The organism is Sphingobacterium sp. UBA5670, from assembly GCF_002420705.1.
In the GTDB taxonomy this organism is placed as follows: Bacteria; Bacteroidota; Bacteroidia; order Sphingobacteriales; family Sphingobacteriaceae; genus Sphingobacterium.
The window spans coordinates 229,562-246,680 of record NZ_DIIM01000018.1; the positions used below are offsets into that span (position 1 = coordinate 229,562).

At 40.0% G+C, this 17,119-nt stretch carries 13 protein-coding genes; 3 read left to right on the plus strand and 10 right to left on the minus strand.

Translation table 11 applies throughout. The annotated features are described in order from the left end of the window. Positions 1–13: 13 nt before the first annotated feature. Genes B3C94_RS15335 through B3C94_RS15360 form a run of 6 tightly spaced genes read right to left on the minus strand, consistent with a single transcriptional unit; the run spans position 14 to position 8,262 of the window. Positions 14–1,249, minus strand: coding sequence for a quinol:cytochrome C oxidoreductase (locus tag B3C94_RS15335; RefSeq protein WP_293905155.1), 1,236 nt, complete (start codon positions 1,247–1,249; stop codon positions 14–16). Between the two features lie 19 nt (positions 1,250–1,268). After that, positions 1,269–1,907, minus strand: coding sequence for a c-type cytochrome (locus tag B3C94_RS15340; protein WP_286833372.1), 639 nt, complete (start codon positions 1,905–1,907; stop codon positions 1,269–1,271). Then, the gene (locus B3C94_RS15345) at positions 1,891–2,427 is read right to left on the minus strand and encodes a DUF3341 domain-containing protein (protein WP_075991040.1); all 537 of its coding nucleotides are present in this window, start codon (positions 2,425–2,427) and stop codon (positions 1,891–1,893) included. The genes B3C94_RS15340 and B3C94_RS15345 overlap by 17 nt, the downstream gene beginning before the upstream one ends. Before the next feature lie 6 nt (positions 2,428–2,433). Further along, positions 2,434–3,918: an NrfD/PsrC family molybdoenzyme membrane anchor subunit gene (nrfD, locus tag B3C94_RS15350; RefSeq protein ID WP_077437920.1), complete on the minus strand. Its 1,485-nt coding sequence runs from the start codon at positions 3,916–3,918 to the stop codon at positions 2,434–2,436. Between the two features lie 29 nt (positions 3,919–3,947). Then, positions 3,948–6,962, minus strand: coding sequence for a TAT-variant-translocated molybdopterin oxidoreductase (locus tag B3C94_RS15355; protein WP_293905163.1), 3,015 nt, complete (start codon positions 6,960–6,962; stop codon positions 3,948–3,950). A gap of 37 nt (positions 6,963–6,999) precedes the next feature. Further along, the gene (locus tag B3C94_RS15360) at positions 7,000–8,262 is read right to left on the minus strand and encodes a cytochrome c3 family protein (protein WP_293905165.1); all 1,263 of its coding nucleotides are present in this window, start codon (positions 8,260–8,262) and stop codon (positions 7,000–7,002) included. 485 nt (positions 8,263–8,747) lie between these two features. Here B3C94_RS15360 and B3C94_RS15365 point away from each other — a divergent pair, with 485 nt between their 5' ends. Next, entirely contained in the window at positions 8,748–9,128 is a 381-nt protein-coding gene (locus B3C94_RS15365) for a methionine-R-sulfoxide reductase (protein ID WP_293905167.1), read from the plus strand. On the opposite strand, the gene B3C94_RS15370 is transcribed toward B3C94_RS15365, so the two are convergent. Next, positions 9,118–10,128 (minus strand): LacI family DNA-binding transcriptional regulator, encoded by a 1,011-nt coding sequence (locus tag B3C94_RS15370; protein ID WP_293905169.1) that lies wholly within the window; start codon positions 10,126–10,128, stop codon positions 9,118–9,120. The two genes, B3C94_RS15365 and B3C94_RS15370, sit on opposite strands and share 11 nt — an antisense overlap. A gap of 147 nt (positions 10,129–10,275) precedes the next feature. Between B3C94_RS15370 and B3C94_RS15375 the strand changes: the two genes are divergently transcribed. Together B3C94_RS15375 and B3C94_RS15380 are read left to right on the plus strand one after the other, a co-directional pair. Beyond that, positions 10,276–12,558: a GH92 family glycosyl hydrolase gene (locus B3C94_RS15375; protein ID WP_293905171.1), complete on the plus strand. Its 2,283-nt coding sequence runs from the start codon at positions 10,276–10,278 to the stop codon at positions 12,556–12,558. Between the two features lie 76 nt (positions 12,559–12,634). Next, positions 12,635–12,961: a DUF493 domain-containing protein gene (locus tag B3C94_RS15380; RefSeq protein ID WP_070563528.1), complete on the plus strand. Its 327-nt coding sequence runs from the start codon at positions 12,635–12,637 to the stop codon at positions 12,959–12,961. A gap of 70 nt (positions 12,962–13,031) precedes the next feature. Here the strand turns inward: B3C94_RS15380 and B3C94_RS15385 are convergent, their stop codons facing one another. From B3C94_RS15385 to rpsO, 3 genes are all read right to left on the minus strand, one after another. Further along, positions 13,032–13,979: a hypothetical protein gene (locus tag B3C94_RS15385; RefSeq protein ID WP_293905175.1), complete on the minus strand. Its 948-nt coding sequence runs from the start codon at positions 13,977–13,979 to the stop codon at positions 13,032–13,034. A gap of 82 nt (positions 13,980–14,061) precedes the next feature. Next, the gene (gene pnp / locus B3C94_RS15390; protein ID WP_293905177.1) at positions 14,062–16,248 is read right to left on the minus strand and encodes a polyribonucleotide nucleotidyltransferase; all 2,187 of its coding nucleotides are present in this window, start codon (positions 16,246–16,248) and stop codon (positions 14,062–14,064) included. A gap of 553 nt (positions 16,249–16,801) precedes the next feature. Next, entirely contained in the window at positions 16,802–17,080 is a 279-nt protein-coding gene (gene rpsO / locus B3C94_RS15395) for a 30S ribosomal protein S15 (RefSeq protein WP_046674145.1), read from the minus strand. Positions 17,081–17,119: the final 39 nt, after the last annotated feature.

Consider the following 17,119-nt stretch of genomic DNA (forward strand, 5'->3'; position numbering starts at 1 on the left):
TTTAAAAGTGAAACTATATCTGGTGATGCAAACTCTCATCCAAGAAAGGATGATTTTTAGGCACCAATGCTTGTTTACTCAATTTACTCATCACTAAGAAGATGAACAAACCTAAGAAACCAAGTGCAGTTCCGATTTCAATGATACCAAATCCTCTGTGTTCCGCTACAGTACCAGGCATAATCATGATGTAATAATCAAGCCAGTGACCAGCTAACAATAGAATGCCGACGAATAACATTACGTTTTGTTTACGTTTCGCATCGCGGTCCACCAATAATAACAATGGTGCCACAAAGTTAATGATAATACTCAACCAAAACCAAGGTTTGTATTCTGGTTCCCAACGTTTGTAGAAATAAACTGTTTCTTCAGGAATGTTTGAATACCAAATCAACATGAATTGTGCAAACCAAACGTAAGTCCAAAAGATCGAGAAACCGAACATCAATTTACCTAAATCGTGCAAATGATTTTCGTTTACCCAGTTCATATATCCAGCTTTCTTCAATACAACAACGATGATCGTGATACATGATATACCGCTAACCCACATTGCTGCAAAGTTATACCAACCAAACATCGTCGAAAACCAGTGTGCTTCTAATGACATTACTGTATCAAAAGACCAGATCGGAGTAGTAAAACCAAAGATAACCAAGAAGATTGCAGACAATTTGAATGACTTTTTATAAGAAGCCAATCCGCCTTCTAAATCCTCCTTATAAGAAAGTTTCGCAAAAATAACAGCAAAAATGCTATATGTACCCATAAATACAACTTGACGGATCAAGAAGAATGGAACATTTAAATAAGCAGATTTACCTGCGATAATAGGGTCAAAATTTGTACTATGCGGATCAGTGATACCGTCTGCATTCCAGTGATGATATAAGTTATGTGTAGTTAAACCTAAACCTACGATAACCAATAAAATCAATGAAGCAATTGGTAAAACACCCGCCATAGCCTGAGGTATACGTACCAAACCTGCAGACCATGCAGATTGTGTTACATATTGCAAGGCAACAAAGAATGTTCCAGCTGCGCATACACATGTAAAGTAATAACCCATCAATAACAAGTTGGCATATGTACGCTCTACAGTAACGTGATCGCCCGAAAGCAACCCGAAAGCTACAGCAGCTACGCCTAGTACAACAGCGACAATACTGAACATTTTAGCTTTGCCAGCAAACTCGTATCGCTCGTTGAAATTATAATCGTGATGATGACTGTGAGTTCCCATTTATATATCTGATGTTAGATTATTTCTTTTGTAATTCGTGAACATACATAACAACTTTCCATCTCTCCTCTGGAGATAATTGAGATGCATGTGATCCCATGGAGTTGTGTCCGTAATAAATTGTATGGTAAATTTTACCATCAGTCAAGTCAGCCATCAAACCACCTCTTGAAGAGCTCGCCGCATCTGTTCTGTGGTAAGATGGTGGCGGAGGAAAGTTCTCTAATTGACGTGTGCCTCTTGAATCAGTCACGCTACGATCCTTAGTGATAGGACCATCACCTTTACCTTCAACTCCATGACATATAGAACAGTAAGTTGTAAACAAAGCTTTACCTTTTTCAAGATTTTCGGCATTTACGACCAAAGGACTTTTTACTTCTCTTCCTGCACGTTCATAATCCTCTAATGTATTCGCATACTCAAAACGAGTAAAGCCAATTGGATCTGTACCTTTAGGAGGTGTTTGTGCTGTTTTTCCATCAGCAAAATTCGCATTAGGTTGATCCGGATTGAAAGCAAGCGGATCGTACATGTTACGAGAAAACTCTAAACCTGTACTACGAGTTGTTTTGTCACCACAAGAAGAAACAAGTGCTGTCAATGCCACAGCTGCGCATAGCGTTCCAAGTAAATTCTTCTTATTCATAGCTAACATATTTTCTATCATTGTACTTAACTTCAACAGCTCCGGCTTCTTTCAATAAGCTATCGATCAAAGCGTGGTCTGTATTTTCTTTGGCATCTACTGCAAGGATGAAACGGTCATCTGTTGCTCTCAAGTCCATTACACGAGGTGCACGTCCTGGGAACAAGTGGTTGCGGAAGAAAAACGTAGCAACCATACCCAAAGCACACAATAAAATCGTAACCTCAAATGTAACTGGAACAAAGTTTGGCATACCAAATGATGGTTTACCACCGATATTCATCGGCCAATCGTACGCCATTGTATAATACAACAAACTAAAACCTAATGTCGTTCCTAATGCTCCAAAGCAAAATGCTGCGATAGGCAAGCGAGAAGGTTTCACACCTAACTTCGCTTCGATGCCGTGGATAGGCATCGGAGTAAAGCAGTCGTAAATACTTATATTGTTTGCTTGCAATTTGTCAATCCCATGCATCATTTCATCGGGATCCGCAAAACTACCTAATATATATTTTGTATTGCTCATTGCTGATTATTTTCTAACTGATAATTCTTTAATCTCTTCTTCTGTCACTGAATCATATTTCTCTAATGATTCTTGGAAGTACTCAACTTGCTCTGCAGGGAATGCGCCTTCCTGAGCCAATTTAGTTTTATGTTGTAATGAAGATGATTTCAACAACAATTTCACTTCGGCAATAGCGATACCTGGCAAGAAACGTAAGAACAACAAGAATAAAGTAAAGAATAATCCAATTGAACCTACAAAGATGCCTACGTCTGTCCAAGTTGGGTAGAACATTGCCCAAGATGAAGGCAAGTAATCACGGTGCAATGAAGTCACGATAATTACAAAACGCTCAAACCACATACCGATGTTCACAACAATCGATAAGATCCATGAGATTGGAATACTTGTACGGATTTTTTTGAACCAGAATAACTGCGGAGAAATTACGTTACAAGTCATCATTGACCAGTAAGCCCAAGCGTATGGACCCAACATACGGTTCTCGAAAGCATACATTTCGTATTCTGAACGAGAGTACATCGCGATAAACAACTCAGTCAAATAAGCCACACCCACGATGGAACCTGTCGTCATGATAATGATATTCATCGACTCAATGTGGAACATCGTGATATAGTTTTCGAAGTTCATTACTTTACGTAAGATCAACAATAAAGTCTGTACCATCGCGAAACCTGAGAAGATCGCACCAGCCACGAAATATGGCGGGAAGATCGTCGTATGCCATCCAGGGATAACCGAAGTTGCAAAGTCCATGGATACGATGGTGTGTACAGATAATACCAGTGGCGTTGAAATACCTGCCAAGATCAATGACACGATTTCAAAACGTTGCCAAGTCTTTACAGATCCATTCCAACCGAATGATAATACCGAATAGATTTTTTGTTTCAATCCAGTAGCACGGTCACGAATTGTCGCGATATCCGGCAACAAACCACAGTACCAGAATACCAAGGATACTGTAAAGTAAGTCGAGATCGCAAACGCATCCCATACCAAAGGAGAGTTGAAGTTTACCCATAGTGATCCAAATTGATTTGGAAGTGGGAAAATCCAATATGCCAACCAAGGACGACCCATGTGAGCCACAACGTATGTAGCCGCACAGATTACCGCAAAGATCGTCATCGCCTCTGCAGAACGGTTGATTGAATTACGCCAGTTCTGGCGGAAGATTAATAATACAGCTGAAATCAACGTACCCGCGTGACCGATACCAACCCACCATACGAAGTCGGTGATATCCCAAGCCCAGCCTACAGTTTTATTCAGACCCCAAGCGCCGATACCTGTCCAAAAGGTATAACTAACGCTAACTACCCATAATAAAGCACCTAATACAGCAACGGTAAAACCAATCCACCATGCTTTATTTGGTTTATTTTCAACCGGTAGTAAGATATCATCCGTAATTTTTGCATACGTAATGTCCTTACCGGTCATTAATGGTTCTCTTAATATTGATTCGTTATGCGATGACATAGTATTTTTATTTCAAATATTGTACAAGATTACGCCTCAAAAGTGTTTCTAACTTTTGTCATATAACCGATACCCGGTTGAACATTGATTTCCTCAAGTACGTAATAAACACGCTCGTTGCGTAATGCTTTAGATACTTCTGATTCTGGATCATTTGCATCTCCAAAAATGATTGCATTGGCAGAACATGCTTGTTGACAAGCCATTTGGATATCGCCATCTTTAACTTTGCGATTTTGAATCTTAGCTTGTAATTTACCTGCTTGAATACGTTGGATACACATTGAACATTTTTCCATTACCCCACGTGAACGAGTAACAACATCTGGATTCAAGACCAATTGTGTGAACTCATTGTTCAAGTAGTTGTCAAAACGTGAATCATTCCAGTATGCAAACCAGTTGAAACGACGAACTTTGAAAGGACAGTTATTCGCACAGTAACGTGTACCGAAACAACGGTTATATGCCATGTGGTTCAAACCTTCTGAAGAGTGTACTGTTGCCAATACTGGACAAACCGTTTCACAAGGTGCGTGACCACAGTGTTGACACAACATCGGTTGGTGAACAACAGTGATATCTTCGAAATCTAAATCAGCCGAAGCTCTCGCAATTTCTTTCTCTTTTGTAAGATCTTGATCTTTTCCTTCGATTGTATAGTAACGGTCAATACGTAACCAATGCATTTCACGACGACGACGAACCTCATCACGACCTACAACAGGAATATTATTTTCAACGTTACAAGCAACGATACAAGCACCACAACCAGTACATGCGTTCAAGTCGATCGCCATCACCCATTTGTGACCAGGTTGCTCATATTTGTTCCACAAATCGTATGTTTTGTGATTATCTGTAAAGCGTCCTGCCTCAGAGTTAGGATCTTTCAAATATTTCGCAAAAGTAGTCTCACGAATAACGTTACGACCTTCGATCGTGTGGTGTGTCTGTGTTTGTGCCAATTGATAAGTACCAGAGGCTTTCGCTACAGTTGCTTTAGCAACACCTTGTACTGTACCATTGATGATAGAAGCAAATGGGAATGCGTTTTTACCAACTTCATTACCTGCTTTACCAACTTTTGTACGACCGTAACCTACAGCAACTGAAACTGTTCCTTGGGCTTGACCCGGTTGTTGTACAACAGGTAATTCCAATTCAACACCATTTGCTTTTACAGTTACTTTACCGTCTTCACCCAAACCTAATTTCTCAGCATCTTTCGGGTTAAGCGCAGCATAGTTATCCCAAGTTACTTTAGAAACCGGGTCAGGCAACTCTTGTAAGTAAGCGTTGTTTGCGTAGCGACCGTCACGAAGACCTGCTGGCTCATAAAGTTTCAATTCAAACTCACCTGTAATCGCTTTGCTTGATGCTTCAATTGCCGAAGCAGCTGCTGCAGCATTTCCTGTAAACGCAGGAGCTGTTGCCACTTTAGCACCTTTATATTCAAAACCAGTTTGCAATACAGCATCCCAGTTTTTCGTAGAACCAGCTAAGATTTGTGTAGTCCACAAGTTCTTAACAAAGTTGTACATATCTGTATCATTTCCTGCCCAAGTCAACAAGCTTTGTTCAACTTGACGTGTTTTGAAAACAGGATTGATTGTTGGTTGAACGATAGAGAACAATCCTTCTTTTGGATTCGCATCACCCCAAGATTCCAAGAAAGTACTTGCCGGAGCGATCGCAGTCAATTCAGAAGCCGTTTCATCCGCACGTTGCGAAAACGATAAGGTGAAAGGAACTTGTTTCAATGCTGCTTTTACATCTTCTGCTTTAAAGTAGTCATATACTGGATTGCTATTCAAGAAGAACGCAACACCTACTTGACCTGATTTCGCAGCAGCTAAGAAAGCTTGGAACGAAGAATCCGAACCTTGGTATTGTTTAGAATAGTTATCCAAATCGATGATTGTACCGTAAGCGCCTAATGCAACGTTAATTGCATTAACCAATACCTGTACATTGACATCGTTAGAACCAGCAACAACAACAGCTGCGCCTTTGCTGTTCACTAATTCTTTCGCCGCTAGAGCGACACCTTTTTGTGCTTTTTTGTTTGCGGTAGCACCAGCCAAAGATTGACCAGTGATTGCATTATATAAAGCAATCACTGTAGCACCTTCTTCCGAAGGTTTAATGGCGATACGTGCATCCGCATTTGTACCCGTCATCGAAAGACCAGACTCAAACTGCACGTGACGTGACATTTTCCCGTTTTTCAACGATTTATAATCACGGTTTTTAGCGTATTGCTGTGTATGCTCCTCACCTGCCAACCAAGTTCCTAAGAAATCAGCTGCAACAGAAACAATCACATTTGCTTTTTCAAAATTGTATGAAGGCACAACTGCTTTACCAAATGAAGCTTTATTCGCCTCGATAATACCGCTGTAAGATACAGCATCGTATTGTACATGGTTAACTGTTGGGAATTTCGTTGCGAAAGCAGCGATAGCCGCCAATGTAGAAGGACTGTTTACAGTGTTAGAAACGATCGTAATTTGTTTACCAGAAGATGCTGCTGCATTCAAAGCTTTAACAACTTCCCCATCCAATTTAGACCACTCCACATCTTGACCTTTCAATTGTGCCTGTTTCAATTTGGACTCATCATATAAATCCAATACAGAAGCAGCAGTTGTTGAATCCAAACCTTGGTTCAAACCAATTGCATTCGGGTTAGGCTCAACATTGATCGGACGACCTTCACGAGTTTTAACTAAGATACTTTGACCGTTGAACGTCGAAGCATAATAGTTAGGGATACCTGGAGTTACCTCTTCAGGTTTAATCAAATAAGGAACTGCCTTATGCACAGGAGTACGGTTACAAGCCGCTAAAGAAACAGCACCCAAACCAAATCCTAATGCTTTCAAAAAGTCACGGCGCGGAGTTTTTGTACTCAGGCCAGCTTCGTTTAATACATCTTCTACAGGAATAGATTCGGCAAACTCACCCTTGCTTCCTTCAACGAAAGCAGGAGTTTGATTTAACTCTTCCAAACCTTTCCAATATTTTTTATTGCTATCCATTTAAGCTGTATATAAGATTGCGTATTTCAAATAATTATTAATAGTGACATTTACCACACTCAAGACCACCGATCATGGCTGCAGTCATTTTCTCACCTTTCTTAATTCTTTCGTGTGCTTTAATCAGATCTTCATAGTATTTGTTATCCGATTTGATATCTGTCTTTTTGTGACAATCAACACACCATTTCATCGTCAATGGAGAATATTGGTATACTTCTTCCATATTTTGAATAGGACCGTGACAAGTCTGACACTCAACACCAGCTACCACAACGTGTTGTGAGTGGTTGAAGTAAGCAAAGTCAGGCAAGTTGTGGATACGAACCCATTGAATTGGTTTTGGATTGTTACCGTAAGTACGCGTATCCGGATTCCAATCCAATGCACGATAGATTTTAGCAATTTCCGGAGAAATCTCACCATCATAATGCTCTGAAGCAGTGATTGTATTGTGACAGTTCATACATACGTTGGCCGATGGAATAGACGCATTTTTAGATTTAAATGCTCCACCGTGACAGTATTGACACTCAATTTTGTTAACACCGGCGTGGATTTGGTGAGAGAACTTAATTGGTTGAACTGGCTGATAGCCTTGGTGAACACCAACGTTCCACATCGTTTTCCAACCACCGACAGCTAATAATGCAACTAACATTAAGACCGTAAAGCCAACCAACTTTTTGTTTTTAACGAATGCTTTCGCAAACTTCACAAAACGTTGGCTATCTTCTGGCTCTTGTTGCGCAGCAATAGCTTCTTGGTTTTTAGCAATAACATTTTCTAAGGTACGGATCACACGATTCAACACCACGATAACCACAACAGCCAAAACAACAATTGCGATCAAGCCCAAAATCATGAACATAGACGCGTTATCATCTTTAGCTCCAGCACCACCAGCAGCAGCCTCTTTTGGTTTCTCCTTAGAAGCATCTGTGATATACGCTAATACCGACTTAATCTGATCGTCAGACAAATCAGTAAAAGAAGTCATCACAAGCTTGTTGTTCTCTTCGAAGATTTTAACAGCTTCAGCATCGCCAGACGCAATTAAAGCCTGAGAGTTCTTGATCCACTTGATTAACCAAGCTTCGTCTTTCGTCTCTGGAATCCCCTTCAAAGCAGGACCAACCACTTTTCTGTCAATGGCGTGACAGGATGTACACTTAGATTTGAAGATTTTTTCACCTTCCTTGACATCTTGCGCATGCAACGTCGTAACGGCAAATAATAGCATCAAACTCGTTGACACCACCCTCGCAAGGCTTCCCAAAACGGATGAGATAGTTCTCATATTTAGCACTTTATACTATTTATTTGTGAATGTAAAAAATTAACTCCCATGGTTAAAGGAGCCACTACCCCCTTAACAATGCCACAAAAGTATGATTTATTAACAAATCGCTGACAATTTTGTGACCTTTAATATCAATTTATAATCATTCTAAACAAATGCGTTTAAACAAGAATAAAAACCGCTTTAAGCTACTAAAGTAGTTCCATCGCTACAACTTTTCATTTGGATAGCTACTCAAATATAAGACAATTCCATGACAATTTAAAATACCCAAAATCGAAGCTCCCGATAGAGACAAAAAACATTTTTCACCTTTATTTCCGTAACTTTATCAAATGAATTCAATCTCGGCTTTGATCAAGCCTTTGTCTATAATGAAGGAATCAGGAAACTGATCTTTTAGTGAAAGGGAATAAATATAATTGCTCTTACCCGGACAGTTCTTATCATGGCCATAATAAAAACTTAATTAAACGACTGCAATGGAAACAAACAAAAAATACAACCCGCTAAGTAAAGAGGAAGAATACATTATTATACATAAGGGAACCGAGCGTCCTTTTACCGGAGAGCTTTTAGACAATAAAGTCAGGGGAACTTATATCTGCCGTCGCTGTGACAGTCCTTTATATCGCTCCGAATCAAAATTTGAATCTGGATGTGGGTGGCCAAGTTTTGATGACGAGATTCCCGGAGCCATTACACGCAGTACAGATGCAGACGGCCGACGTACCGAAATCTTATGCAGCGCATGTGGCGCGCATCTCGGTCATGTATTCCTTGGAGAAGGCTTTACGACAAAAAATACGCGTCACTGCGTCAATTCCATTTCTATGAAATTTGTCGCGGACCCTACACCGTAGCTTTTGCTTTCGTAGACTCACGAACTTTCAGTTCACAAGGCAACACCATTTTACGTGTTGCTTTTATTTTGCCCTGAAGACGAAGCAGGAGAATATTGATCAGGTTGTCAGCAATATCTTTTATCGGCTGCGAAACAACGGTAATAGAAGGTTCTACCAGCTTAAAAACAGTATGGTCATCGAAAGCGATCACCGCAGGCATAGCGAAGTTAAATTTCTTGGAAGCTTTTAAGCCCGAGATAGCCAAATAGTTTGTTGAAAACAAAACGGCATCCAGTCTATTTTCACAGATAAACTCTCGCAAAGATTCCATCGCTTCCTCATCTGAGGCATCCATCTGGATCTTTTGAATAAAACTTTGCTGCTTATTATTATCCATGGCTTTCATATAGCCATCTGAACGTTCTTTCATTTGGGTCTGATCCGAATAGAGCGATACAAATCCGATACGTCTATAGCCTTGTTGACACAAATGATTGCTGGCATCAAGGGCCCCCTGAAAATTGTCTGCGCCAACATAATCTGTTTCGAGGGCAGGAAAATAACGGTCGAAGAGCACCACCGGAATATTGTTCTGCTGTAACTGCTTTACGGTATCCTCTAAACCATCGGAAGGCGTAATAATAAAACCATCTACCTGCCGATCGTAAAACATCTGGATTAACTCCTTCGCCTTTTCCACATCATTGTTGGTACTACAATAAATAATACGATAGCCCTGCTCATAAACCTTACTTTCGATCAGACGTGCTATATTCCCAAAAAAAGGATTGGAAATATCTTCGATAATCAAACCCAGAATCTTCGTCTTTCCGGTACGGAGACTTTTTGCCAATTCATTCGGCTTATACCCTACCTTTTTGACATAATCCAGCACACGCTTAGTCAAAGCCTCACTAATACGCTTTTCTTTTGCCTTATCATTCAAAATAAAGGACACAGTAGTTACAGAAATCCCCAACGCCTTTGCGATATCACTGATCAGAATACGTTTCTTCATGTAGTAGTAGTAGGTTTGTTAAGTTTTTTATTTCGAAGATTACTAAAGTAAAAAATTTAACGACAATTTACTAAAATAATAATAAAATTGCGCTAAAAGGTTTTATTTACTAATTTTAAGCAGTTTTCAAATACCCGAACAAAACCTATGACAGGAAATAAACTACTCAAAACAGTGTTGGGCACAATAATTTTGCCATTTTGTGTGCAAGCCCAGCAAAATCTTACACAATATGTCAACCCCTTCATCGGATCTGCAGACCATGGGCACGTCTTCGTTGGTGCCAATGTACCATTAGGTGCAGTGCAATTAGGTCCTACTCAAATTCCACAGATCTGGGATAAGTTCAATGGATGGGATTGGTGTAGTGGATACAATTACAAAAGCCAGGAAATTCTGGGTTTTACCCATACCCACCTAAGTGGTACAGGTATTGGCGACCTCAACGACCTGATGATCGTTCCTGCTAACGGAAAATTACAATTGACACCTGCAGAATTCAACAAAATGAATACAGGTTATGGTTCTTCCTTCAAAAAGGAAAATGAGGTAGCCAAGCCGGGATTCTATAGTGCTTATTTGGATAACTATCAGGTACAAGCTAATTTGACGGCAACCGAACGTGTTGGCTATCATCAATATCGCTATGAAAAGACAGACAATGCACATATTTTAGTTGACTTAGGTTACCATATCAATTGGGATAAACCGACAGATACCTACATCAAACAGGTAAACGACTCCACTTTTGTTGGTTACCGTTTTTCAACAGGATGGGCCACTGATCAAAAATTATACTTTGCGATCAGAACTTCCCAGCCGATACAAAAAGTAAGATTTTTCGACGGTAAAGAAGAAAAACTAGGCCAAACAACATTTAAAGGACAGGCGATCAAGGCGGCTTTATTCTTCGATGCTGTTAAAAACAAAACCATCGAACTTAAAGTCGGTATTTCTCCCGTAAGCTCGACCAATGCACTAAACAATATCAATGCAGAAATTCCAAACTGGAATTTTGAAAAAGTGAAGCAAGAAGCGGATCAACGTTGGAACAAAACCTTAAATAAGATTCAATTTGAAGCCGACAAAGATACGAAGACCATCTTCTATACGGCATTATACCATACCTACTTCGCTCCTACCATCTTTAACGATGCAAATGGCGATTATTTAGGAACTGACAAACAAGTATACGAGAAACAGGATTTTGTCAACCATACGGTATTTTCGCTTTGGGACACCTACCGTGGGCTTCACCCGTTGATGACCATCTTGGAGGATCGTAAAATCAACCAGGATTTTATCAAGACGATGTTGGCGATCTATCAACAACAAGGTAAATTACCAATGTGGCACTTACAAGGCAATGAAACCAATACCATGGTGGGCCTACCTGCGATTCCAGTGATTGCAGATGCCTTCTTAAAAGGAATTATTGACGAGAAAGATTATCCATTGGTCTGGGAAGCTGTTAAGACCACAGCGATGGGTAATGACCATGGCCTGAAATATGCGCGTGAACTGACCTACATTCCTATCGACAGCATGCCAAATGAGTCTGTAGCATGGGCATTAGAGTATGCGATCGCTGACTTTGGTGCTTATAAAATTGCCGAAAAATTAGGTAAAACAGAAGACGCTGCCTATTTCAAAAAACGCTACAAACTATACGAGCAGTATTTTGACAAAGAAGTAGGTCATTTCGTCGGTAAAAAAGCCAATGGCGAGTTCCGCAGACCTTTCGACCCATTAATGGCCAAACACCGCGAAAATGACTACTGCGAAGGAAATGCATGGCAATATACCTGGTTAGTACCGCAAGATGTCAAAGGTCTGATCAATCTTTTCGGTGGTGAAGATAAATTTTTGAAAAAACTGGATTATTTCACAACCATGTCGTCAGATCTTGGCGGTGAAGCCTCTCCGGATATTTCAGGACTAATCGGCCAATATGCGCAAGGTAACGAACCAAATCACCATATCCCTTACTTATATGCTTACGCTGGACAACCTTGGAAAGGTGCAGCCTTAGTTCGTAAGGCTATGACAGAGTTCTACACAAACAGCCCTGCAGGTCTTTGTGGAAATGACGATGTCGGCCAAATGAGCGCATGGTATGTATTTTCAGCAATGGGCTTCTATCCGTTAAATGCCATGAGCGGCGTTTATGTATTCGGTTCCCCGATGATGCAGCATGCGAACATCAACTTACCAAATGGCAAAACATTGGCAATCGAGGTTAAAAATCAAGGTAAATCAAATCAATACATCAAATCGATCAAATTGAATGGTAAGCCTTATGCTAAAACATTCATTACACATGCGCAACTTTTAGAAGGTGGACAGATGGAAATCGAAATGAGTGCTACGCCGAACAAAAACTTTGGTAAAAATAAAGCCGATTGGCCTTCGAGCATTGACAATAATTAACTGAAAAATTGTCAGTAAAACATTAATGGATTAATATTTGTTAATACCTTATAACATATTTAAGGAGAAACAAAACATGGCAGATTACAAAAACATCAATATACAAGATATCCCTGACGGAGGTGATAATCCAAAAGACTTCTATGAAACTTTTAAAGAGCGCTTAGAAGACTTAGAAACATTTCCAAAGGACTATACGTATAAATTTATCTTACCAAAAGATCAGGACCACTTCAATCAAATCCAGAGCGTATTTGATGACACCGGTGCTCAGTTTGATTTTAAGGATTCCAAAACAGGTAAGTATACTTCAATTACGGTAAACTTGAATGTAAAAGACGCCGATCAGGTAATCTACTTCTACAAGGAAGTAGCGAAGATAAAAGGTGTTATCATGTTATAAAAGAACAAATTAGGCTGTCGAATTGACAGCCTGATTTGTTTTCCGCTTTACATATTACCTTACTACTCCCCTATTTCAGCACTACGACATCCAGCCAATAATCACCACTAAATCTTTTACTAGCATGGTGTAGCTTGAATAGATTAACAGCAGCCTCTTCATTTAAAAAATCCAAAATTCGTTTGACGTCCCGTCGGGCAGCAAACTGTTTCCAGCTATTTTTCCGATCATAAAAAAAATACATTTGTCCATCCAAGCTATTCCAAGTCCCGCCCAGCGCATATAACTTCGTTTCACTAACCAGTATATTAAAATAGTCTTTACATGCGGTGCAATCGAGCGTAATCTCTTTATTTTTATTAGCCATCCAGTCAAATCGATACGAACAATACATTGGATTCCCATAGTAAATACCAGGTTTATGGGGAATTTTGGCCTCCTCAAAAAATTGCTTAAGCAATTCCACTACTTCTGGCTCGCCATCGTATGCTAAAGGCACAGCACTAAGCTCACGATCCATATATAAGGTAAAAGAAGACAGATTGAGGCCCCAGCGTCCTTGATGATCCAATAAAAACTTGGACAAACGCTCCACAAGTGGTGACATCCCGCCTCTGAATGAGCCCTGCACGAAAAGTGCTTCAAATGGTCTCGCCTCGTTAAATTTATAAGGGCTTTCATACACATCCATCACAAAGCGGTTATATTCCCGATCAAAATTAATGTAAAGCTCGTCTGTCATTGAATCTCTGATCGCTTTATCCTTTAAGATTAACCTATTAAGAGGCCAAAATAAATCCTGTTTATAGGGCCACAAAATGGCACGATCCAGTTTATAAAACTCATAACGCCCCTTGGGCAAGATCATATTATTTTTATGTGCATAATGCTGTACAGTGGCAGACAGCTCATGGAATTTATCCCCATAAGACCGCTGACCATAAACTGAAACATGCATGAGGACAAACACCAAAATCTGACCAGGTTTAAACAGAAACAAACGAAGTATACTTTTCATAAAATAAAGATGCACCTAAGTTTTATTTTCCATAAAAAAAGCCCACTTAAAGCGGGCTTTTCATATCATTTAAAGAATAAACTTATTCTTGGCCAGCACCAGCTACAGGAGCTTCGCCAGCAGGTTTATCTTGCTTTGGCTTGTCTTCTTTCGGCGGACGAGGCAATAACGCTTTACGAGAAAGCTTCATTTTACCTTGTTTGTCGATATCCAACAATTTAACTGTTACTTTATCACCCTCTTTGAAGATACCGTCCATTGTTTCTAGACGTTTCCAGTCGATTTCAGAGATGTGCAATAAACCATCTTTACCAGGCATGATTTCAACGAAAGCACCGAATGGCATAATTGATTTCACTTTACCTTCGTAAGTTTCACCAATTTCTGGTTTAGAAGCGATTGCTTTAATACGACCTACTGCATCATCGATAGCGGCTTTATTATCTGCGAATACTTGAACAACACCTTTGTTATCAACTTCTTCGATCGAAATTGTAGCACCGGTCTCACGTTGCATCTCTTGGATAATTTTACCACCTGGTCCGATTACAGCACCAATAAATTCTTTATCGATCAACAATTGAACGATACGAGGTGCGTGTGGTTTGTAGTCTTCACGTGGAGCAGAAATTGTTTTCTTCATCTCACCTAAGATGTGTAAACGCGCTTCTTTAGCTTGATCTAAGGCTTGCGTCAACACTTCCCATTTCAAACCATTGATTTTTAGGTCCATTTGACAAGCAACGATACCTTTTTCAGTACCAGTTACTTTAAAGTCCATATCACCTAAATGATCTTCATCACCTAAGATATCCGATAAGATCGCGTATTTACCTGTTTTCTCATCAGAAATCAATCCCATAGCAATACCTGAAACTGGCGCCTTCAATTTCACCCCAGCGTCTAAAAGTGCTAATGTACCAGCACATACAGTTGCCATAGAAGATGAACCATTTGATTCTAAGATATCAGAAACAACGCGGATTGTATATGGATTTTCGCTGTCTGCAGGAAGTACCTGTTTCAATGAGCGCATAGCCAAGTTACCGTGACCAACTTCACGACGACCTGGACCTCTATTAGGTCTTACCTCACCTGTAGAGAATGCAGGGAAGTTGTAGTGAAGAATAAATTTGTTATAACCGTTGATAAAAGCACCATCGATCATTTGCTCATCATCTTTTGCACCTAAAGTAACCGAAGTCAATGATTGTGTTTCTCCACGTGTAAATACTGCCGAACCGTGTGCTGCAGGCAAGTAATCTACTTCTGACCATATTGGACGAACTGTACGTACGTTACGACCATCTAGACGAATTCCTTCATCCAAGACAAGGTTACGAACAGCATCATACTGAACATCGTGGAAATATTTTTTGAATAAAAATGCCGTATCATCATCCAATTCCTCTGGCATTGTTGCTCTGTATTCTTCTGCAATCTTTGCAAAATTCTGAGAGCGGTCATGTTTGGCAGAAGCTGATTTTGCGATTGCGTATACTTTATCGTAGGTAGCAGCAAAGATTGAATCTCTTAATTCAAGATTTTCAGGCTCATGGTTATACTCACGTTTAACCGTTTTGCCTACTAAGTTGGCCAATTCTACCTGAGCCGCAACTTGTTTTTTGATAGCTTCATGAGCAAAAGCAATTGCTTCGACCATTTCCGCTTCAGAAATTTCTTTCGCTTCACCTTCAACCATACCGATATCTTGCGCTGAACCAGCAACGATAAATTCTAAAGTTGCTTTTTCAAGTTCAGATAATTTTGGATTGATCACCAATTGACCGTCAATCTTCGCAACGCGAACTTCGGAAATTGGTCCATTGAAAGGAATATCAGAAACCGCAATAGCTGCAGAAGCTGCCAAACCTGCTAAAGCGTCAGGCATAATATCTTTATCTGCAGAGATCAAGCTAATTGCCACTTGTGTATCTGCGTGATAGTTTTCAGGGAACAAAGGACGTAATGCACGGTCTACCAAACGGGAGATCAAGACCTCATAATCCGATAGTCTAGCTTCACGACGTAAGAAACCTCCTGGAATACGGCCTGTTGCTGCATATTTTTCTTGATAATCTACTGAAAGAGGTAAAAAATCAACGCCAGATTTAGCTTCTTTAGCTGAAACGACAGTTGCAAGCAACATCGTATCACCTTGTTTTAATACTACAGCGCCATCGGCTTGTTTTGCCAATTTACCTGTAGACAATTCGATCTGGGTGCCATTACCCATATCGATGGTTGTTTTAATTTCGTTGTAATTCATTTAATCTTGTTTGCGACATGCTTTTCATCTTGTTGGCAGCATGCCAATATTTTAAATACATTAGATTTCAGCACAAAGGTAAATTAAAATATTAATATTAATGCAATTAACGGCAGGCTAAATCATCAAACAATCGGAATACAGGAACAGATAGCTTCAGTCTATAAACCAATAACTACCTCAAAGTGCCTTAAAGTCCCTTCGAATCCCTTCAAGTCCCCTCGAGTCCCAACAGTCTTCGGAAATGCTCCGGAAACGGGTCGAGACAGCGTCTGGACAGAGTCGGGGCTGCTTCGCCCCTACTTCGGCTACGCTTCGGCTGTTGCTCGCCTATACGCCGAACAGCAGCCAAAAAACAACCGAACAAGAGGCGACGCTATCCATCCCCTGTCCCAAAGCAAGACCAAAGCAGTTCCGAACAACTGCCGAAGATAAGCCGAACAGCCTATGCCTTTTTAGGCACAAAATCAGACAACGTGCCGGTCTCTGAAAAGCACAACAAAAAAGCCATCCAAAAAATTTGGATGGCTTCTTAACACCTTTGTATTAAAGCTTATTTGATAATATCACGTAAACCTAGACCTTTAATGATCGCACGGTAACGGTTGATATCTTTTTTGTAAAGATAAGCTAATAATGAACGACGTTTACCTACCAACATTTGTAGGGCACGTTGTGTACCGAAATCTTTTCTGTTTTTTTTCAAGTGCTCAGTTAAGTGAGCAATTCTCTTAGTGAATAAAGCAACTTGACCTTCAGTAGATCCTGTGTTTGTAGCTGATCCAGCAAACTCTGCGAAGATATCAGCTTTGTACTCTTTACTTAAATACATTTCCTGAATAATATTAAAGCGTTAAAAATTTTATTAATT